Genomic DNA, 18,696 nt, shown 5'->3' with positions numbered 1-18,696 from the left:
AATGCTACGGTGCCGACTTCGCCATCGGTGGAGGGACGGTGCATGGATCGTCGTGACTTTCTTCGTTCGTCGCTCGCTGCCGGTGCCGCCGCCAGCCTCTGGACCGGACTGCCGGCCCAGGCCCAGGCTTCCGGTTCGCCGAAGAGCCCGCAGGATCCGCAAGGCATCAACAAGGCCGTCGTCCTGATGGGCGATGACGTGCCGCATTACGGGCGCGACCAGGTGGCGCATCTGGACGACATCCTCGCGCGGAAGGACAAGTTCCGCGATTCCTACCTTCGGCATGGTGCCGTCGAGGAACTGGAGGCGCGCTTTGCAGCGTTGCTTGGCAAGCAGGATGCTGCCTTCATGCCGACGGGAACGCTGGCCAACCAGGTCGCCATTCGCCTGCTTTGCGGCGAGAAACGCCGCGCCATCGTGCAGCAGGAAAGCCATGTCTACATGGACGAGAGCGACGCCGTGAGCACCTTGAGTGACATCAACCTGCTTCCCATCGCGCCTGGCAAGGCGACGCCAACGATGGCAGAGTTCGACGCGGCCCTGAAAGTATCCGACGACGCGGTGTATCCGATGCCGGTGGGGGCGATCTCGATCGAAAGCCCGGTCCGTCGTGCCGACGGTGCGTTCGTGCCGCTGGACGTCATCCAAGGCGTGGCGGAAAGGGCAAAGGCCAAAGGCATCGGCATGCACCTTGATGGTGCGCGGCTGCTCCTCAATAGCGGCGCGCCTGGTTTCGACGTGAAGTCGTACAGTGCGCCCTTCGATACGGTTTATGTATCGCTCTACAAGTACCTGGGCGCGCCGTTCGGCGCGATCCTCGCCGGTTCTAAGGAAATGATCGAGAAGGCCCGCGCCACGCGGCACATCTTTGGTGGCACGATCGCGCAAGGCTGGATGTCGGCGGCCTTCGCGCTGGATGCGCTGGATGGTTTCCAGGATCGCTTCGCCCGCGTGAGGGCCGCTGGCGATGCCTTGCTCGACGGGCTCGCCAGGCTGGATGGCTACACGGTGCAGCGTGTTCCCCATGGCACCAACATCCACTTTCTGCAGGTGAGCGAAGCGCGGCAGGCCGGCTTGCAGGAGCGCCTTAAGAAATCCGGCGTGATGGTGGGCGGTCTGCGTGACAATCGCCTGATGCTGACCTTCAACGAATCGCTGCTGCGCAAGCCGACGCCAGAGGTTGTTCGTGCCTTCGCTGGTTGAGCCTGTACCTTCATCGTCACGCAATCCGGGGATCGACCTGCTGCGTGGCCTTGCCATCTTCCTGGTCGTGCTGCATCACATTGGGCTGCGCATTCCGCTGAAGAAAACGATGCTGGCGGAGGTGTTGCCGACGCGGTTGCTCAGTGCCTTGAACTTCAATGGCTACCAGGGCGTGTTTGTTTTCTTCGTGATTTCCGGGTTCCTGATCGCCGGCAACAGCCTGCGGCGATGGGGTTCGCTGGAGCGGATCGACATGCGGGCGTTCTATGCCCGGCGATTCGCGCGCATTGCACCGTGCCTGCTTGTGCTGCTGGCTGTGCTGAGCGTCCTGCATCTGCTGGGTGCGCAGGACTACGTCATTCAGCGGGAGGGGCAGAGCCTGCATGGTGCCCTGTTGTCAGCGTTTGGCCTGTACTTGAATTGGTACGAGGGGTTGACGGGATACCTGCCTGGCGGATGGGACGTGCTGTGGTCGCTGTCCATCGAAGAGGCGTTTTATGTCGGCTTCCCCGTCGCTTGCCTGCTGTTGCGCAAGGAGCGCGTGTTGTTGCCGCTGCTGCTGATCTTCGCGATGGCGCTGCCGTGGTTCCTGTCGTCCATCGAGGGCAATGAGGTCTGGAAGGAGAAGGCTTACCTTCCGGGCATGGCGGCTATTGCACTGGGCGTGGCGATCGCCATCGTCGTGGCGCGCTGGACCCCGAAGGCCTGGGTCGCGTGGACATTTCTTGGGATGGGTGTGGCGGGGCTCATCACTGGCTTCATTGGACTCAAGTTCCTTTGGCCTTTGCTTCACGACGGCGTGATGTTGCTGCTGACGCTCTCCACGGCACTGACGCTGATGGCCATGCACTGGCGGCGCGAGGCGGGCGCATCGATGCGCATGCGTGGTTTGGGTTGGCTGCGTCGCTGGGGGCAGCTGAGCTACGAGATCTACCTGACCCACATGTTCGTGGTGACCGCGCTCGTGCAGATCTACAAAGCCTATGGCGAAAACATCGCCTGGGGCTGGCTCTGGTACGTGCCGGCATTGCCGGCTTGCTGGCTGCTGGGCACCTTGGTGGAGCGTTGGGTGTCCGTGCCGAGTGAGCGATGGCTCAAGGTCCGTTTGGGACTCGATCACCGGGTGGCGGCGCCTTCGCTCGCGGAGAACGCGTCGGCATGAAGCATGGTCGCGCGATGGCGCGACCTCTTCGCCTAGCGGAAGCGATTGATCGTATCGCGAAGTTCGATGGCCGCATCGCGTGCGCGCGCGGCGAAATCCTCGCCGTTGCCGGCGTAAAGAATGGCGCGCGAGGAACTGATCATCAGGCCCGTGCCGTCGGCGCTGCGGCCGTGCTTGAGCACCGCTTCCACGTCGCCACCCTGGGCACCGATGCCCGGGACGAGCAGGGGCATGTCGCCGACGACGGCGCGCACCTTGCCCAGCTCTTCCGGCCACGTGGCGCCGGTCACCAGCGCGCAGTTGCCATGCGTGTTCCAGTCGCGCGCGACGGTCTCGGCGACGCGCAGGTAGAGCGGTTCACCGCCGCAATCGAGCGCCTGGAAATCGGCGCCGCCCGGGTTGGACGTGCGGCACAGCAGGATCACGCCCTTGTCGGCCCGGTCCAGGAACGGCTGGATGGAGTCGCGACCCAGGTAAGGGTTGAGCGTGACCGCATCCGCCTGGAAACGATCGAAAGCTTCGGTGACGTAATGCTGGGCCGTGCTGCCGATGTCGCCACGCTTGGCGTCGAGAATCACCGGGATGCTCGGATGCCTGGCGTGGATGTGCGCGACCAGGCGCTCGAGCGCCTCTTCCGCACGCAGCGCGGCGAAGTGTGCGATCTGCGGCTTGTAAGTGCATACGACGTCGGCGGTAGCGTCGACGATGGCGGCGCAGAATTCGAAGACGGCGTCGGCGCGGTTTTTCAGATGCGCGGGAAACTTCGCAGGCTCCGGATCGAGGCCGACGCACACCAGTGAATGGTTGCGCTGCCAGGCGGCTTGCAGGGAGTTCATGAAGTGCATGGGTGGGCTCCTTGGTGCCGCGGGCTCGCGAGTTTGAAAGACAGCTTGATCGTTCGCTCCGACTCCCTTCCCCGAAGGGAAGGGAGTCGGAGGGTGCGGGCTTACGCCAGCTTCTTGTACTTCACGCGGTGCGGCTTGGACGCTTCGTCGCCCAGGCGGCGCTTCTTGTCGGCTTCGTACTCGTTGTAGTTGCCGGGGAAGAATTCGACGTGCGAGTCGCCTTCGAACGCGATGATGTGCGTGGCGATGCGGTCCAGGAACCAGCGATCATGCGAAATGACCACGGCGCAGCCCGGGAACTCGAGCAGCGCGTCTTCCAGGGCGCGCAAGGTTTCGACGTCAAGGTCGTTTGACGGTTCGTCGAGCAGCAGCACGTTGCCACCCTGCAGCAGGGTCTTGGCCATGTGCAGGCGACCGCGTTCACCACCGGACAGCTGGCCAACGATCTTCTGCTGGTCGGTGCCCTTGAAGTTGAAGCGGCCGATGTAGGCGCGCGACTGGATCTCGAAGGTGCCGATGGTCAGGATGTCCGAACCGCCGGACACTTCCTGCCACACGTTGTTCTTCGGATCGAGCGCGTCACGCGACTGGTCGACATAGGCGAGCTTGACCGTGTGGCCCAGCTTCACTTCGCCCGAATCGGCCTGCTCCTTGCCCATGATCATCTTCATGAACGTGGATTTACCGGCACCGTTCGGGCCGATCACGCCGACAATGGCGCCCGGCGGGATCTTGAACGACAGGTCTTCGATCAGCACGCGATCGCCGAACGACTTGGTGACGTTCTTGAACTCGATCACTTCCTGGCCCAGGCGCTCGCCCGGCGGAATGAAGATTTCATTGGTTTCGTTGCGACGCTGGTACTCGACCGAGTTCAGCTCCTCGAAACGGTTGAGGCGCGCCTTGCCCTTCGACTGACGGCCCTTGGCGGCCGAGCGCACCCACTCCAGTTCCTTTTCGATGGCCTTTTGGCGGGACTTTTCCTGCGAGGCTTCCTGCTTGAGGCGGGCGTCCTTCTGTTCCAGCCACTCGGTGTAGTTGCCCTTCCACGGAATGCCGCGACCGCGATCGAGCTCGAGGATCCACTCGGCGGCGTTGTCGAGGAAGTAGCGGTCATGGGTGACGGCCACGACGGTGCCCGGGTAGTTCGAGAGGAACTGCTCCAGCCAGTCCACCGACTCGGCGTCCAGATGGTTGGTCGGTTCGTCGAGCAGCAGCATGTCCGGCTTGGACAGCAGCAGGCGGCACAGCGCCACGCGGCGCTTCTCACCACCGGACAGCGGCCCGATCTTGGCGTCCCACGGCGGCAGGCGCAGCGCGTCGGCGGCCACTTCGAGCTGGCGCTCGAGCGCGTGGGCGTCGTTCACGGCGAGGATGTTTTCCAGCTCCTGCTGCTCGGCGGCGAGCTTGTCGAAGTCCGCGCCTTCTTCACCGTAGGCGGCATAGACCTCTTCGAGGCGCTTCTGGGCATCCAGAATGACGGACACGCCTTCTTCCACCGCTTCGCGGACGGTCTTCTCCGGGTTCAGATCCGGCTCCTGCGCCAGGTAACCGATCTTGACGCCCGGCTGCGGGCGGGCTTCACCCTGAAAATCCTTGTCGACGCCAGCCATGATGCGCAGCACCGTGGACTTGCCCGCGCCGTTCACGCCCAGCAGACCGATCTTGGCGCCGGGGAAGAAGGACAGGGAGATGTCCTTGATGATATGGCGCTTCGGGGGAACGATCTTGCTGACCCCGTTCATGGTGTAGATGTACTGCATGGAGCCTCCGGAGGCGTGCGTTTGGCTGGCCCGCGGACGGGTCAGGCGCTTTGCATGGGTATCAAACCCTGCATTATAGCCGTTTGTGGGGTCGCTCCGGTGACGTCCATGCCCCGAATTGGCGGCCGTTCCGCCCGCAATCAGCCTCAACAGGGCATGGCCTTGCCCGGCCCGGGTCGCACGCTGCGGACCTTCGATGGCGGGGAGCGGGAACGATGGCGGGAGCGTTATGGGTGAGCACGTCGCGCTGGCTGGCGCCGGTGGTGGCCCTGGACGAACGTGTGGCCGGATGGGCCGCAGGGCAAGGCCGCTGGGCGGTCTTCCTGCACGAGTTCGTCTGTTTCGGCATCCGCCAGGCACGGGCCTGCCTGTTCGGTGGCTGCCTGCTTTTCCTGTTGCTGGCGACCTGGGTCTGGTACCCGGATGACGCCTGGCTGGCGCGCTACGACTTCCTGGTGCTTGCCGCCCTCGGGCTGCAAGTGGGCCTGATCGCACTGGGTTTGGAGACGGTCGAAGAGGCCAGGGTCATTTTCTGCTTCCACGTCGTCGGCACGATCATGGAGATCTTCAAGACGGCGATGGGGTCCTGGGTGTATCCGGAGGCCTCGGTGTTGCGCATCGGTGGCGTGCCGCTTTTCACCGGGTTCATGTACGGCGCGGTGGGCAGCTATATCGCACGGGCCTGGCGACTGTTCGATTTCCGCTTCACGCACCATCCGCCGTTCGCGGCGACCGCGTGGTTGGCCGTCGCGATCTATGTGAACTTCTTCACCCATCATTTCTTGCCGGACATGCGCGGGCTGCTGTTTGTGGCGCTGGCGGTTCTGTTCGGGCGGACCTGGGTGTACTACCGCATTCGACACGTGCACCGACGCATGCCGTTGCTGCTGGGCTTTGTCCTGGTGGCGCTTTTCATCTGGCTGGCCGAGAACGTCGGGACGTTTGCCGCCGCCTGGCGTTATCCGGCGCAGCGTCACGGATGGTCGGTGGTGCCCCTGAGCAAGCTGGGCGCGTGGTTGTTGCTGATGATCATCAGCTACGTGCTGGTGTCGGGGATACGCCGGAGCAGGAGGTAGCGGTTTCAGGTCCTGGGCTTGGCTGCGTCGAAAAGCGTTCCGGCCGTGCGCGTGTGCAGCGATGCGGCGTCGTAGCCTTCGGGAAGCATGCCGGCGATTTCGAGCATGACCGCACCATGCAAGGCCGCCCAGATCTGATGGCCGAGGATGGGTGCGTCGGCTTCCAGCACACCTTCGGCGATCATTACTTCGACGTGCGCGGCAATCGTCGCCCACATGCGCTCGAACGCTACGCGATAGGCGGGGTCGTCGCGTCGCGTCTGCGGAAACTCGAACATCAGGCGGTACGTTGCCACGTTATGGCGTGCGAACTGGATGTAAGCGTCGCGCACGGCGCGGCTTCGCGTGCGGCCATCGCCCGGCGAATCGAGCGCGCGCTCCAGGGCTTCGGAGCAACGATTCAGGCCGCGAGTTCGCACGGCCGTGATGATGTCTTCCTTGTTGTCGAAGTAGCGGTAGGGCGTCATGGTGCCGACACCCAGCTCGCCCGCCAGCCGGCGCATCGTTACCGCAGCCGGGCCTTCCTCCACATAGATCCGCGCCGCCGCTTCGCACATGCGTTCGCGGAAGGCTTCGGTTTCCAGTTCGCTGAGCGCGCGGGGCATGTCAGTGCGCTTCCACCTTGAGCGTTTTGCGGAAGAAGTTGAACGCGTCTTCGTTGATCTGGTCGTGCCATTGCACGCGGTCGACGCCTTTGGGATCCGCGCACAGCACCGGAATGTCCTTGATCAGGTCCGGCGTGCAGGGCACGAGGAAAACCCAGTGATCGGCGTTGGGGATTTCCTTGACCGCGTAAAGCTGCTTGATGAGCGGCTGGATATGGCGCGCATTGAATGCCGGCTTCAGCACGCTGTCGTGCTGGCCGTAGTAGAGATAGATCGGGGCGGTGACCTTGTCGAAGGCGTGCTCGTCGAAGATCAGGCTGAGCGGTGCCATCACGAACGCCGCCTTGACGCGCGGATCGGCGGTGGGGCCGTACTTGTCAAGCTCCGCCTGCATGCCCTGGGCGTATTGCAGCAGCGAACGGCCTGATTGGGCCGCTTCGGCGCGCAACTCGCCGACCTTGCCGCAGATGTTGGCATCGTCCGCATGCGCCTCGCAGTAGCTGACGAAACGATCGAAGCGCGGCATCGCGCCGACCACCATCAGGCTGGTGTAGCCACCGGCGGAAAAGCCGGCGACGCCCACGCGGTTCGGGTCGATCAGCTTCTGCCAGCGCGGGTCGGCCAGCAGCATCGAGATCGTGGCGCGCACCTGCACCGGACGACCGGCCAGCACCTCGATATGACCGACGCCGCTGGTGTCTTCGAAGTCGTCCTTCGGATGGTTGAGCGTGGCGACGATGAAGCCGCGACTGGCCAGGTAGGTCGCCATGTCGTGGTGGCCCAGGCGTGAACCGCCGTTGCCGTGTGAAATGACGACCAGGGGTTTGGCGCCGGGCAGGGCGGGCGTGCCGAAATTGGCCGACACGTCATAGGGCCCGATCTGATTGAGCTTCCCGACCGGCGTGGCCGAGGGATAGAACACGAAGCCATCGGTGGTCTCGCCGCTGACCGGATCGGGGATCTTGATCGGCGCGATGCCGACACCCGTGATGGCGCCGGCCGATGCGACGAGGGGAAGCCACAAGGCCAGGAACAGGGTGAGGCGGTACAGCAGGCCGGACCGGGTCATGCGCAGTTCCTTTCGGGGATGTCGTGCAACGTACGGTACGATGTACGCAATGCCTCTGCAAGTGCCTCCAAGGTGGCCCCCATACCACATGGCAGCTACACTTTTGGGTTCCAGCCCCTTCTTCCGCCCCCTACGAGGTCAGGATGTTCCCCAAGAACGAGACGATTGCCGGTTACGACGATGAACTGGCCCAGGCCATTGCCAACGAAGCCCGTCGCCAGGAGGACCACGTTGAACTGATCGCCTCGGAGAACTACGCCAGCCCGCGCGTGATGGAAGCGCAGGGCAGCGTGCTGACCAACAAGTACGCCGAGGGTTACCCGGGCAAGCGCTACTACGGCGGTTGCGAGTACGTGGACGTGGCCGAGAAGCTGGCCATCGACCGCCTCAAGGAGCTCTTCGGCGCCACCTACGCCAACGTGCAGCCGCACTCCGGTTCGCAGGCCAACCAGGCGGTGTACTTCGCGCTGCTGCAGCCGGGCGACACCATCCTGGGCATGAGCCTGGCGCACGGCGGCCACCTGACCCACGGCGCGTCGGTCAACATCTCCGGCAAGCTGCTCAAGGCCGTGCAGTACGGCGTGAACGAGCAGGGCCTGGTTGATTACGACGAAGTCGAGCGCCTGGCGCTTGAGCACAAGCCGAAGATGATCGTTGCCGGTTTCAGCGCCTATTCGCAGGTGATGGACTGGGCGCGCTTCCGCGCCATCGCCGACAAGGTCGGTGCCTACCTGTTCGTCGACATGGCCCACGTTGCCGGCCTGATCGCCGCAGGCGTGTACCCGAACCCGGTGCCGCACGCGCACGTGGTGACCTCGACCACGCACAAGACCCTGCGCGGTCCGCGCGGCGGCATCATCGTGGCCAAGGACGCTGGCGAAGAGATCGAGAAGAAGCTGCAGTCGATCGTGTTCCCGGGCATCCAGGGCGGTCCGCTGATGCACGTCATCGCCGCCAAGGCGGTGGCTTTCAAGGAAGCACTGGAGCCGGCGTTCAAGGATTACCAGACCCAGGTCGTGAAGAACGCCAAGGCCATGGCCAAGACCTTCATCGACCGCGGCTACAAGATCGTCTCCGGTGGCACCGAAAACCACCTGATGCTGGTCGACCTGATCGGTCGTGATGTCACCGGCAAGGAAGCGGAAGAGGCCCTCGGCCGCGCCCACATCACGGTCAACAAGAACGCGGTGCCGAACGATCCGCGCAAGCCCTTCGTCACCTCGGGCCTTCGCGTCGGTACACCGGCCGTCACCACGCGTGGCTACAAGGAAGCCGACGTGGTCGAGCTGACCGGCTGGATCTGCGATGTGCTGGACAACCCGAAGGACGAGGCGGTGATCGCCCGCGTGCGTGACCTGGTCACGGCGCAGTGCCGCAAGTACCCGGTGTATGGCTGATAGCGCCACGGGTCTCCGTGGCTGGAGCAAGGTAGCCTTCGCGCTTTTGGCGGTGGGCTACCTGGTTCCGTTGGTGATGTGGTCGGCCGTGTTCACGGGGCTTTCGGTTTACTTCCTTGCCGAATCAACGGGCATCATCAAGTTTCAGGCCGACCCCGCGATGTCTCTGTTCTCCTGGGCGGCGCTGACCGTCCTGGTGGGTCTGGTGATGCTGCCGTCGGCCGTTCTGGCGACGGGCCTGACTTTGGGCTACTGGCGCAAGGGGTTCCATTGGCTGACCGCCCGGTGGAAGGGACTGCTGGTGGCGGGGCTCTTTGGCCCATTGGCTATGGTGGTCTATGTGGTGATGATGGCCGGGATGGCCTATTCCACCAGCCAGGACGGACTGGGTATGCCGTTGCCGGAAGGCTTCTGGCAGCGGTTCGTCCTGAAGCATGCGCTGACGATCCTGTGGTCCTTGCTGTTCCTGCCTCTCCTGGCATGGATGCGTTTTTCCGCGCGGCGACGTACTGTTTAGCCCCATGCATTGTCCGTTTTGTCAGCACGAAGATACCCGCGTCATCGATTCCCGCCTGGCCGAGGACGGCTCGACCGTGCGTCGCCGCCGTGAATGCCCCCAGTGCGGGGAGCGCTTCAACACCTTCGAAACCGCCGAGCTCAAGCTCCCGACCATCGTCAAGAGCGCCGAACGCCGCGAGGCCTTCGACGAGCGCAAGCTGCGCGTGAGCTTCGATCGCGCATTGCAGAAGCGCCCAGTCTCCAGCGACGAAGTCGACCTGGCCGTGCGCACCATCATCAACGACCTGCGCAAATGCGGTGACCGCGAAGTCCCGTCGCGCCAGGTGGGTGAGTTGGTCATGCGCGAGCTGAAGAAACTGGACCAGGTCGCCTACGTCCGTTTCGCCTCGGTCTATCGGAAATTCGAGGACGTCCAGGCGTTTCGCGAAGAAATCGAGAAGCTCGAGCGTGACTTGCCGGGCCTCGAGTCTCTGCAGCTGTCCCTGCTCGGTGAAGCCGCGGCGCGCCGCAAGAAGTAAGCGCGTCGCGTAGACTGTCGGCCGCCTTGGCCCTGGGTTGCGCGATGAATTCCCCGTTTGACGCCACCGATCATGCCCTGATGGCCCGCGCCCTGCGGCTGGCCGGGCGGGGCCTCTTCACCACGCAGCCGAATCCCCGGGTGGGTTGCGTCATTGCCCAGGGTGAGCGGGTGGTCGGCGAAGGCTTCCACCTTCGTGCCGGCGAGCCCCACGCCGAAGTGCATGCCTTGCGCGCGGCGGGCGAACAGGCGCGTGGCGCCACGGCCTACGTCACGCTCGAGCCCTGCGCCCACCATGGCCGAACGCCGCCCTGTGCGGATGCCCTTGTCGCAGCGGGTGTCGGACGTGTTGTCGTCGCCGCGGAAGATCCTTTTCCGCAGGTCGCCGGTCGCGGCATGGCCAAACTGCGCGATGCGGGCATCGTTGTCGAAAGCGGCCTGCTGCGCGATGCCGCGCGCGAACTCAACCTCGGTTTCTTCAGTCGCATTGAACGCGGACGACCCTGGTTGCGCGTGAAGCTGGCCATGAGCCTGGACGGACGCACCGCACTATCCAACGGCAAATCCCAGTGGATTACCGGAGAAGCCGCACGCGACGACGTGCAGCGCTGGCGGGCGCGCAGTTCCGCGATCCTGACGGGCAGTGGCACCGTGCTGGCCGATGACCCCCGGTTGACGGTCCGCCTCCGGGACGGCGCGTCCTTTGCGCCACCGACGCGGGTGGTGCTGGACCGGTTGCTGCGCACGCCGGCTGGTCACCATGTGCTGGACGACGCGGCGCCCACCGTGTTGATCCATGACGAGGGCATCGACGCGCCATCGCATTTGCAGGGCCATGAGCGCGTGGCGCTGGCGACGCTGGCTGGGCGCATGGACCTGAGGCGTGTCATGGCATGGCTGGGGTCGCGCGGTTGTAACGAAGTGCACGTCGAAGCGGGGCCGACGCTTTGCGGTGCGCTGCTGGCGGATGGCCTGGTGGACGAAGTGGTGCTCTACCTGGCCCCGATGTTCCTCGGCGACGATGCCCGGCCGCTGATGCATCTGCCGACGCTGTCAGATATGTCGCAACGATGGGACATGCGCGTGACGGATCAGCGGATGGTGGGGCAGGACCTTCGGCTGGTTATGCGTCAGGCCTGACGGCTTTTTCCGGGAAGGGCAGGGAAGCTGTCCTGGCCACCTTCTCCCTGCCCGGGAGAAGGACGAGAATAGGCATCTCGCACACCTTTGCCCGCCGCCGTGACCCACCTGCACACGCCACTCTCCACGACCGAGCTCACGCAGTTTCGCGACCTGGGCTATCTCGTCCGGGATGTGATCGATGCGGATACCGTGGCGCGCTATATCGAAGCCGTCGAAGCGGCCCATCGTGCCCGCCCGAATGCCGGCCGCATGATGAACCTGCAGTTCCTGCAACCCGGCAGGGATGTCAGGGCCATCCAGGACGTGATCTGTCATGACGGCTTGCGAGCCATCGCTGCCGGCTTGCTGGGCGAAAGGATCGTCATCGATGGCGCTTCGCTGTTTTATGCGGAGGCGGGCGTCGACTACCGGCAGGGCTGGCATCGCGACCTGATGCAGGTGCCCGACGACCGGATCGATCCGGCGTGGTTCACCCCGGACTACCACTACAACTACGTGCAGGTGAACGTGCCGCTCACCGTCGATCCCTGCCTGTGGATCGTGCCCGGCAGTCACCGTCGCCCGCTCAATGCGCAGGAACGCAGCATCTTCGGTAACGACCCTCGCATCGCGCCCGTGGGCGCGGAGCTTGACGAGGGCATGCAGCTGGTGCTGCAGCCGGGGCAGGCTGTGTTCTACAACAATTACGCCGTGCATCGAGGCTTTGGTGGCGTGTTGCAGGACAAGCGCATCACGATCCATCTTGGCTTTCACTCGCGCGAGCACGCGCCGACCTGTCACTTCGGCGTGCTCGATCATCGCGAGTACACCGACGAGTATCTGGCGCACTTGTCGCCCTCCGTGCGCGCCGCTTTGCGCGAGCACATCGACGAGCGTGCGAGGTATCCGGAAGTCGACGAGTACCACGCATGGCACCAGCAATTCATCACGCGGGAGTTCGTCACCCAATGAACGGAAAAACAGTGCGCTGGGGCATTGTCGGTTGCGGCAACGTGACCGAAGTGAAAAGCGGGCCGGGCTTCCAGAAGGCGCCCCGTTCGCAACTGGTGGCCGTGATGCGCCGCGATGGCGCCAAGGCGAAAGACTATGCCGAGCGCCATGGCGTGCCGCGCTGGTACGACGATGCGGCGGCTCTGATCAACGATGCGGACGTCGATGCCGTGTACGTTGCGACACCGCCGTCGACGCATAAGCAGTACGCGCTTATGGCCATTGCGGCAGGCAAGCCCGTGTACGTCGAAAAACCCATGGCGATGAACCATGCGGAATGCGAGGACATCATCCGCGCCGGTCGCGAGGCGGGCGTGCCGGTATTCGTCGCGTACTACCGCCGCATGCTGCCGCGCTTCCACAAAGTGCGTGAACTATTGCAGGCCGGTGCGATCGGTAAGCCGCGCATCGTCAACGTCGTGCTGCACGAGCCGCACCATCGGCGTTACCACGATCCGGCGAATCTGCCCTGGCACGTGCAGACGTCTATTTCCGGTGGCGGTGTGTTCATGGATATCGGCTGCCACACGCTCGATATCCTCGACTGGCTGCTGGGGCCCATCACCCAGGTGGAAGGGCAGGCGAGCAACCAGCTTGGCGCCTATCCGCCCGAAGATACGGTGGCCATGTCATTCGGATTCGAAAGCGGCGTGCTCGGCACCGGCGTGTGGAATTTCGACAGTTTCAAATACCACGACAGCATCGAGCTGGTCGGCGATGAAGGGCGGCTGGCGTTTGCGACCTTCGGCGACGGTCCGATCACCCTGGAGACCAGGCAGGGTGTGCAAACCTTCGCCGTAGCCAACCCCCCGCATATCCAGCAGCCGCTGATCGAAACCATCGTGGCCGAACTGACGGGAACGGCGGGGGTCTGTCCCTCGACAGCCGAAACCGGCGCCCGGACCACGTGGGTCATGGACCGGGTGCTCCATGTCTGGCGCGCCCAAACGGGCCAGCCCTGAGGCGGATACGGCAACGCAGTGTCCGGCTGGGTGGACAGCGCGTCGGAGCGCCCTGGCCGGAAACTGATAGAATCGGCAGGCCGGTGACCCCGGCAACATTTGAATCAACGTCTTCAGGGCGGGGTGCGATTCCCCACCGGCGGTAGGTGAAAAGGCGGCGCTAGCCGCACGGACACGAGCCCGCGAGCGCCTTCGCCACCCGGTGAAGGGTCAGCAGATCCGGTCAGATGCCGGAGCCGACGGTTGGAAGCTGGTGGCAGCTTCCAGAAAGTCCGGATGAGAGAAGACGGTACGGCGCCCTCCCTCGTGGAGTGCGCGTGCCATGCGCCTTGGGGCGTTTTTCGCTGGCTTTTCACTGCGGGAAACGTTTCATGATGACTCCAATCCTGTTTGGCCTGACCTCCTTCCTTGCGGAGGTGCGCTGATGTTCACGGGCATCATTCAATCGGTCGGTCGCATCGCGCGACTGGAAAGCCGTGGCGGCGACGTCCGCCTGTATGTCGACACCGCCGACCTCGATCTCGCTGACGTGCAGTTGGGCGACAGCATCGCTGTCTCGGGCGTGTGCCTGACGGCGGTGACGCTGGAGGCGCGAGGCTTCAGCGCCGACGTTTCCAACGAAACCCTGTCGCTGACCACGCTGGGCAAGCACAAGCCGGGCGATCCGGTGAACCTGGAAAAAGCCTTGCGCCTGGCTGACCGGTTGGGCGGACACCTGGTGTCTGGCCACGTCGATGGCGTCGGCAAAGTCGTGTCGATCGCGCCAGACGGCCGCTCGTTGCGATGGACGTTCGAAGTGCCGGCTGCGTTGTCGCGTTACATCGCGCACAAAGGCTCCATCTGCATCGACGGCACCAGCCTCACGGTGAATGAAGTCGATGGCCATCGCTTCGGTGTGAACCTTATCCCCCACACCGTGGAACACACAGCGTTCCATGCGCGTCGCGCAGGTGATCCGGTGAACATCGAAGTGGACGTTGTCGCGCGCTACATCGAGCGACTGATGGGCAACGGTCAGGCGCCTCGCATTGACGAAGCGTTCCTGAAACAGCATGGTTTTGCGTAGGCCGCAAATGGCCATCGAATCATAAGATTACGAGTACTGGAATCCTCTCATGGCATTCAACACCATTCCCGAAATCCTCGAAGACATCCGTGCCGGTCGCATGGTGGTGATTCTCGACGATGAAGATCGTGAGAACGAGGGCGATCTGATCATGGCGGCGCAGATGGTGCGCCCGGAAGACATCAACTTCATGGTGCGCGAAGCGCGCGGCCTGGTGTGCCTCACGTTGACCGAGCAACGCACGCGCCAGTTGGGCCTGCGTCCGATGGTCAGTGACAACACTTCGTCGTACCACACCAACTTCACCGTTTCGATCGAAGCGGCAGAAGGCGTCACCACCGGCATCTCCGCCCACGATCGCGCGCGTACGATCCAGGTGGCGGTGAAGTCGGATGCCAAGCCGAAAGATCTGGCGCAGCCGGGGCACATTTTTCCGCTGACGGCGCAGTCTGGCGGCGTGCTCACCCGGGCCGGCCATACCGAGGCCGGTTGCGACCTTGCTGCATTGGCCGGACTCGAACCGTCGGCCGTGCTGATCGAAATCCTGCACGAAGACGGCTCGATGGCGCGCCGCCCCGAACTGGAAGTGTTCGCCGCCAAGCACGGACTGAAGATCGGCACCATCGCCGACCTGATCCGCTATCGCCTGCAGAACGAGAAAACCGTGCAGCGCGTGCACGAGGAGCAGGTGGAGACCGAATTCGGGCCGTTCCGCCTGGTGGCCTATCGCGATGCGATCCACCAGGGCCTGCATTTCGCGCTGGTGCGCGGGAAGGTCAATGATGGCGCGCCGGTGCTGACGCGCGTGCATGTGCGCAACACCTTGTCCGATGTCTTGCACCTCCAGCGCGACGATCTTGGCCTCACGGTGACGGCGGCCCTGCGTCGCATCGCCGATGAGGAGCGCGGCGTGATGATTGTCCTTTCGGGTGAGGACACGGCGGATGCGCTGTTGCGCCGCCTGAGCCGCGAACCGGCCAATGTCGCCCCGGAAGAGGCGCAGCAGCAGGAATGGCGTCAGCTTGGCCTGGGCGCGCAGATCCTGGCTGACCTGGGCATCCATCGCCTGCAGGTGCTGGGCACGCCGCGCAAGCTGGTGGGACTGGCCGGCTTCGGTCTGGAAGTGGTCGGGTACGTCTGATCGCTGGCCGTGAATGGCCAGCCGCACGCCATGCGGCAGGCCACATAATGACCGCCACCTGTCGACCACGATCGAGCTCATGGACCCCTTGCGCATACGACTGATCGCCCCCTCCGGTTACCCCCACGATCGCGCCGCCATGGCGCGTGGCATGGCGCGCCTGGAGGCAGCGGGAGGCGCAGTCGAAGGGAAGGAGGCGCTGGATCGCACCGAGCTCCGTTTTGCCGGTAGCGACGCCGAGCGGGCCGCTGAACTCAACGCCCTGGCGCGCGACGAACACCCGCCGCATCTGGCCATGGCCGTGCGCGGTGGTTACGGCGCTACGCGGCTGCTGGAACACGTCGACTGGGCCGCACTGGGTGCCCGCCTGCGCGAATCCGGCACCTTGCTGATGGGGCACAGCGACTTCACTGCCATCCAGCTCGCCCTCCATGCGCTGGGCGGCGCCCCGATCACCTTCGGCGGCCCGATGCTCGGCGCGGACTTTGGTCGTCCTGAGCTTCATGGCTTCATGTGGGAGCATTGCTGGCGCACCCTCGGGCAGCCCACATCGACGGCACGCTGGACGACCGGCGAGCAGCAGGTCGACGTCGAGGGCCCGCTGTGGGGTGGCAATCTCGCCGTCCTGTGCAGCCTGATCGGTACGCCGTATTTCCCGCGCATCGATGGCGGCATCCTGTACGTCGAGGACATCGGCGAGCCACCGTTCCGCATCGAGCGCCTGCTGTACCAACTCAAGCTGTCCGGGGTTCTCGATCGCCAGCAGGCCCTGCTGCTGGGCCACTTCACGCACTGCCGCCCCGCCCATTACGACAACGGCTACGACCTGCCGGAAGCCTTCGCCCAACTGGCGCGCGAAACCCGCGTGCCGGTGGTGCACGGGCTGCCCTGGGGGCACGAGCCGGACAAGCTGACCCTGCCATTCGGGGCCCAGGCGCGCCTGCGGGTGGCTGGCGGGTCGGCCGAACTGAGTTTTTCGGGCTATCCGCACCTGCCAGCGAGCGTGGTGCGGCCGGATCCGGGCAGGCTCCCCGAAATCACGTAAAATAGCCGGCCCCCATGGGCCCGGCCCATCGAAGGATACCCATGACCATGAAGATCATCGAAGGCGATTTCGCCACGCCCAAGGGCCGTTTCGCCATCGTCGCCGGCCGATTCAACGGCTTTGTCGTCGAGCCGCTCGTTGCCGGCGCCCGTGATGCACTGGTGCGCCACGGCGTGAAGGAAAGCGATATCGACCTCATCCGCGTGCCGGGTGCCTGGGAAATCGCGCTGGCCGCGCACAAGGTGGCCAACACCGGCAACTATGCTGCCGTGATTGCGCTGGGCGCCGTCATCCGCGGTTCCACGCCGCATTTCGACTACGTCGCCGGCGAGTGCGCCAAGGGCCTGGCCCAGGCGGCGTACGCATCCGGCGTGCCGGTCGCGTTTGGCGTTCTGACCACCGACAACATCGAACAGGCGATCGAGCGCTCCGGCACCAAGGCCGGCAACAAGGGCGCCGACGCCGCCATCGCCGCTTTGGAGATGGTCAACTTGTACGGGAAGCTGTGATGAACCAGCGTCCGGAAGGCATCGACCTGGCCGCGCGCTCGCGCGCCCGCCGCCGCGCCCTGCAGGCGCTGTACGCGTGGCAGATGAGCGGCAGCCACATGAATGCGGTCATCGACCAGTTCCGCCACGAGCAGGACATGGAAGTGGCCGACCTGGAGTATTTCGAGGATCTGCTGCACGGCGTCGAGCGCCATGTCGAACAGCTCGATGACGCGCTCAAGCCCTTCGTCGATCGTGACGTCGGCCAGATCGACCCGATCGAACGCGCGGCGCTGCGCCTGGCCGCTTACGAGCTGAAGTACCGCCCCGACGTGCCGTACCGCGTGATCATCAACGAGGCCATCGAAGTGACCAAGCGGTTCGGCGCCGATCACGGCCACAGCTATGTCAACGGCGTGCTGGATAAACTCGCCACGCATCTGCGCACGGCGGAGAAAAAGGCTTGAATCAAGCCCTGGTGGACGCGATCACGGCACATGTGCCGGTCCTTGAGACCGAACGCCTGCGCCTTCGCGCTCACCGAATCGACGACTACGACGCGTGTTATGCGACGTGGTCCGATCCCGCGGTCACCCGCTTCATCGGCGGCGTGCCGCAAACCACCGAACAGGTATGGGACCGCATGCTCCGCTCGCTGGGCATGTGGGGCATGCTCGGCTACGGCTACTGGGCCGTCGAAGAAAAGAGCAGCGGTCGCTACGTGGGTGACGTCGGCCATGCCGACCTGCGCCGGGACATCGAGCCTTCGCTGCGCGGCATGCTGGAATTCGGCTGGGTGCTGGCGCCGTGGGCGCACGGCCAGGGCTACGCCAGCGAGGCTGTGAATGCAGCGACGTCGTGGTCGCGCGAACATCTGCCAGAGCTCAACGCCGTGTGCATCATCGCGCCGGAAAATGCGCCTTCGATCCGCGTTGCGGAGAAAGCCGGTTTTGCCAAGTGGGTGGATACGACTTACCACGGCAGCCCGATCGGCGTTTATCGGCGGGCGTAGTTCCCCCCGCATCGTCATGCCTGCGCAGGCATGACGATTGGGTCAGGTGCGGTTTGCACTTCACGTGCTTCGAGTCATGGGGATTGCGGGCGCATGCCCATCATCCGGTCCTGCTTGCTACCTTGCATCACTTCCCGGCGCACGTCGCATGCTGGTTATCGGCGATGCCGGCAACCAGCCACTTGCCGTCACGCTTCACCAGATGCGCGATGTCGGTGCCGCAATGGTCGACCTTGCCATCCACCAGGAACTCATACGGCGCCCAGATGATGGCGATGTCGTCATCAATACGGATCAGCGGATCGTGGATGCGCTCGGCCAGCTGCTGCGTGCCGGTCGTGGGAATGCGGTCGATGAACGCATCGAAGTGAAGCTGCGAAATCTTGTCCGCGCGCTTGAGCGTGATCATGCCGCCCGGCAGCAAAGCCGCGCGCATCATGTTGTGATCGCGTTTGCCGATGCCATCGAGCAGGGCCTGGAATGGCGCGAGCACGGCCTGTTCTTCCGGCGTCGCGGCGGCAACGGGCAAGGCAGCGCAGGCCAGCGCGGCGCAAGCACCCAGGGTCAGCAACGAGCGGCGAACGGCACGACGATTCATGATCGACTCCAGGCGTGTCAGATGGTCCCGCGATTCTAGGTAGACGCCGGGCCTGCCACAGCCATGACTAATGGGCGGGGTGTTCGGCGGCCATC

The 18,696-nt window shown here is 64.5% G+C and carries 20 protein-coding genes and 1 riboswitch; of the genes, 15 read left to right on the top strand and 5 right to left on the bottom strand.

Features of this window, described 5'->3' with window-relative positions; translation table 11 throughout:
• The first annotated feature begins 42 nt into the window (after positions 1-42).
• Together EYV96_RS08895 and EYV96_RS08890 are read left to right on the top strand one after the other, a co-directional pair.
• Complete coding sequence (locus EYV96_RS08895; RefSeq protein ID WP_131151065.1) at positions 43-1,203, top strand: threonine aldolase family protein; 1,161 nt, start codon at positions 43-45, stop codon at positions 1,201-1,203.
• Entirely contained in the window at positions 1,187-2,365 is a 1,179-nt protein-coding gene (locus EYV96_RS08890; protein ID WP_240732384.1) for an acyltransferase family protein, read from the top strand. Before EYV96_RS08895 ends, EYV96_RS08890 begins: the two co-directional genes overlap by 17 nt.
• A gap of 32 nt (positions 2,366-2,397) precedes the next feature.
• Here the strand turns inward: EYV96_RS08890 and pyrF are convergent, their stop codons facing one another.
• Positions 2,398-3,210, bottom strand: a complete 813-nt coding sequence (gene pyrF, locus EYV96_RS08885; RefSeq protein ID WP_131151063.1) for an orotidine-5'-phosphate decarboxylase — start codon at positions 3,208-3,210, stop codon at positions 2,398-2,400.
• 101 nt (positions 3,211-3,311) lie between these two features.
• Positions 3,312-4,973, bottom strand: coding sequence for an energy-dependent translational throttle protein EttA (ettA, locus tag EYV96_RS08880; protein ID WP_131151062.1), 1,662 nt, complete (start codon positions 4,971-4,973; stop codon positions 3,312-3,314).
• A 233-nt stretch (positions 4,974-5,206) separates the two neighbouring features.
• Here ettA and EYV96_RS08875 point away from each other — a divergent pair, with 233 nt between their 5' ends.
• A complete protein-coding gene (locus tag EYV96_RS08875; RefSeq protein ID WP_240732383.1) occupies positions 5,207-6,049 on the top strand; it encodes a DUF817 domain-containing protein in 843 nt (280 codons plus the stop codon).
• Between the two features lie 5 nt (positions 6,050-6,054).
• Here the strand turns inward: EYV96_RS08875 and EYV96_RS08870 are convergent, their stop codons facing one another.
• The gene (locus EYV96_RS08870) at positions 6,055-6,654 is read right to left on the bottom strand and encodes a TetR/AcrR family transcriptional regulator (RefSeq protein ID WP_131151060.1); all 600 of its coding nucleotides are present in this window, start codon (positions 6,652-6,654) and stop codon (positions 6,055-6,057) included.
• A gap of 1 nt (position 6,655) precedes the next feature.
• On the bottom strand, positions 6,656-7,723 hold the full coding sequence (locus EYV96_RS08865; RefSeq protein WP_240732382.1) for an alpha/beta hydrolase family protein: 1,068 nt from the start codon (positions 7,721-7,723) through the stop codon (positions 6,656-6,658).
• 143 nt (positions 7,724-7,866) lie between these two features.
• Between EYV96_RS08865 and glyA the strand changes: the two genes are divergently transcribed.
• From glyA to EYV96_RS08805, 12 genes are all read left to right on the top strand, one after another.
• Positions 7,867-9,120, top strand: coding sequence for a serine hydroxymethyltransferase (gene glyA / locus EYV96_RS08860; protein ID WP_131151059.1), 1,254 nt, complete (start codon positions 7,867-7,869; stop codon positions 9,118-9,120).
• A complete protein-coding gene (locus EYV96_RS08855; RefSeq protein ID WP_131151058.1) occupies positions 9,113-9,637 on the top strand; it encodes a hypothetical protein in 525 nt (174 codons plus the stop codon). The genes glyA and EYV96_RS08855 overlap by 8 nt, the downstream gene beginning before the upstream one ends.
• A gap of 4 nt (positions 9,638-9,641) precedes the next feature.
• Positions 9,642-10,157, top strand: a complete 516-nt coding sequence (gene nrdR / locus EYV96_RS08850; protein ID WP_131151057.1) for a transcriptional regulator NrdR — start codon at positions 9,642-9,644, stop codon at positions 10,155-10,157.
• Between the two features lie 44 nt (positions 10,158-10,201).
• Positions 10,202-11,296, top strand: coding sequence for a bifunctional diaminohydroxyphosphoribosylaminopyrimidine deaminase/5-amino-6-(5-phosphoribosylamino)uracil reductase RibD (ribD, locus tag EYV96_RS08845; protein WP_240732381.1), 1,095 nt, complete (start codon positions 10,202-10,204; stop codon positions 11,294-11,296).
• Positions 11,297-11,395: 99 nt separating this feature from the next.
• Positions 11,396-12,250 (top strand): phytanoyl-CoA dioxygenase family protein, encoded by an 855-nt coding sequence (locus EYV96_RS08840; protein WP_165488633.1) that lies wholly within the window; start codon positions 11,396-11,398, stop codon positions 12,248-12,250.
• Positions 12,247-13,251, top strand: coding sequence for a Gfo/Idh/MocA family protein (locus tag EYV96_RS08835; RefSeq protein ID WP_131151055.1), 1,005 nt, complete (start codon positions 12,247-12,249; stop codon positions 13,249-13,251). Before EYV96_RS08840 ends, EYV96_RS08835 begins: the two co-directional genes overlap by 4 nt.
• A 105-nt stretch (positions 13,252-13,356) precedes the next feature.
• Positions 13,357-13,543: riboswitch (FMN riboswitch) on the top strand.
• Between the two features lie 132 nt (positions 13,544-13,675).
• Positions 13,676-14,317 carry a riboflavin synthase gene (locus EYV96_RS08830; protein WP_131151054.1) on the top strand — a complete coding sequence of 214 codons (642 nt, stop codon included), beginning with the start codon at positions 13,676-13,678 and terminating at the stop codon, positions 14,315-14,317.
• Positions 14,318-14,366: 49 nt separating this feature from the next.
• The gene (ribBA, locus tag EYV96_RS08825; protein WP_131151053.1) at positions 14,367-15,458 is read left to right on the top strand and encodes a bifunctional 3,4-dihydroxy-2-butanone-4-phosphate synthase/GTP cyclohydrolase II; all 1,092 of its coding nucleotides are present in this window, start codon (positions 14,367-14,369) and stop codon (positions 15,456-15,458) included.
• A gap of 79 nt (positions 15,459-15,537) precedes the next feature.
• Positions 15,538-16,503 (top strand): muramoyltetrapeptide carboxypeptidase, encoded by a 966-nt coding sequence (gene ldcA / locus EYV96_RS08820; RefSeq protein WP_131151052.1) that lies wholly within the window; start codon positions 15,538-15,540, stop codon positions 16,501-16,503.
• A gap of 47 nt (positions 16,504-16,550) precedes the next feature.
• Positions 16,551-17,012, top strand: a complete 462-nt coding sequence (gene ribH / locus EYV96_RS08815) for a 6,7-dimethyl-8-ribityllumazine synthase (RefSeq protein ID WP_425478730.1) — start codon at positions 16,551-16,553, stop codon at positions 17,010-17,012.
• Positions 17,012-17,458 carry a transcription antitermination factor NusB gene (gene nusB / locus EYV96_RS08810; RefSeq protein WP_131151050.1) on the top strand — a complete coding sequence of 149 codons (447 nt, stop codon included), beginning with the start codon at positions 17,012-17,014 and terminating at the stop codon, positions 17,456-17,458. Before ribH ends, nusB begins: the two co-directional genes overlap by 1 nt.
• Positions 17,455-18,003 carry a GNAT family N-acetyltransferase gene (locus EYV96_RS08805; RefSeq protein WP_240732380.1) on the top strand — a complete coding sequence of 183 codons (549 nt, stop codon included), beginning with the start codon at positions 17,455-17,457 and terminating at the stop codon, positions 18,001-18,003. Before nusB ends, EYV96_RS08805 begins: the two co-directional genes overlap by 4 nt.
• A gap of 127 nt (positions 18,004-18,130) precedes the next feature.
• Here EYV96_RS08805 and EYV96_RS08800 read toward each other — a convergent pair whose 3' ends face one another.
• Positions 18,131-18,601, bottom strand: a complete 471-nt coding sequence (locus EYV96_RS08800; protein WP_205746114.1) for a nuclear transport factor 2 family protein — start codon at positions 18,599-18,601, stop codon at positions 18,131-18,133.
• Positions 18,602-18,696 lie beyond the last annotated feature (95 nt).

Origin of the sequence: Dyella terrae, from assembly GCF_004322705.1 — a bacterium.
In the GTDB taxonomy this organism is placed as follows: domain Bacteria; phylum Pseudomonadota; class Gammaproteobacteria; order Xanthomonadales; family Rhodanobacteraceae; genus Dyella_D; species Dyella_D terrae.
The sequence above is the reverse complement of the archived record's forward strand: the minus strand, read 5'-3'. Positions and strand labels throughout refer to the sequence as shown.

What these genes read in the sequence shown, in the direction of transcription:
- EYV96_RS08895 (WP_131151065.1), top strand. Translation starts at nt 43, where the DNA reads ATGGATCGTCGTGACTTTCTTCGTTCGTCGCTCGCTGCCGGTGCCGCC.
- pyrF (WP_131151063.1), bottom strand. Translation starts at nt 3,210, where the DNA reads ATGCACTTCATGAACTCCCTGCAAGCCGCCTGGCAGCGCAACCATTCA.
- ettA (WP_131151062.1), bottom strand. Translation starts at nt 4,973, where the DNA reads ATGCAGTACATCTACACCATGAACGGGGTCAGCAAGATCGTTCCCCCG.
- EYV96_RS08870 (WP_131151060.1), bottom strand. Translation starts at nt 6,654, where the DNA reads ATGCCCCGCGCGCTCAGCGAACTGGAAACCGAAGCCTTCCGCGAACGC.
- EYV96_RS08865 (WP_240732382.1), bottom strand. Translation starts at nt 7,723, where the DNA reads ATGACCCGGTCCGGCCTGCTGTACCGCCTCACCCTGTTCCTGGCCTTG.
- glyA (WP_131151059.1), top strand. Translation starts at nt 7,867, where the DNA reads ATGTTCCCCAAGAACGAGACGATTGCCGGTTACGACGATGAACTGGCC.
- EYV96_RS08855 (WP_131151058.1), top strand. Translation starts at nt 9,113, where the DNA reads ATGGCTGATAGCGCCACGGGTCTCCGTGGCTGGAGCAAGGTAGCCTTC.
- nrdR (WP_131151057.1), top strand. Translation starts at nt 9,642, where the DNA reads ATGCATTGTCCGTTTTGTCAGCACGAAGATACCCGCGTCATCGATTCC.
- ribD (WP_240732381.1), top strand. Translation starts at nt 10,202, where the DNA reads ATGAATTCCCCGTTTGACGCCACCGATCATGCCCTGATGGCCCGCGCC.
- EYV96_RS08835 (WP_131151055.1), top strand. Translation starts at nt 12,247, where the DNA reads ATGAACGGAAAAACAGTGCGCTGGGGCATTGTCGGTTGCGGCAACGTG.
- EYV96_RS08830 (WP_131151054.1), top strand. Translation starts at nt 13,676, where the DNA reads ATGTTCACGGGCATCATTCAATCGGTCGGTCGCATCGCGCGACTGGAA.
- ribBA (WP_131151053.1), top strand. Translation starts at nt 14,367, where the DNA reads ATGGCATTCAACACCATTCCCGAAATCCTCGAAGACATCCGTGCCGGT.
- ldcA (WP_131151052.1), top strand. Translation starts at nt 15,538, where the DNA reads ATGGACCCCTTGCGCATACGACTGATCGCCCCCTCCGGTTACCCCCAC.
- ribH (WP_425478730.1), top strand. Translation starts at nt 16,551, where the DNA reads ATGAAGATCATCGAAGGCGATTTCGCCACGCCCAAGGGCCGTTTCGCC.
- nusB (WP_131151050.1), top strand. Translation starts at nt 17,012, where the DNA reads ATGAACCAGCGTCCGGAAGGCATCGACCTGGCCGCGCGCTCGCGCGCC.
- EYV96_RS08800 (WP_205746114.1), bottom strand. Translation starts at nt 18,601, where the DNA reads ATGAATCGTCGTGCCGTTCGCCGCTCGTTGCTGACCCTGGGTGCTTGC.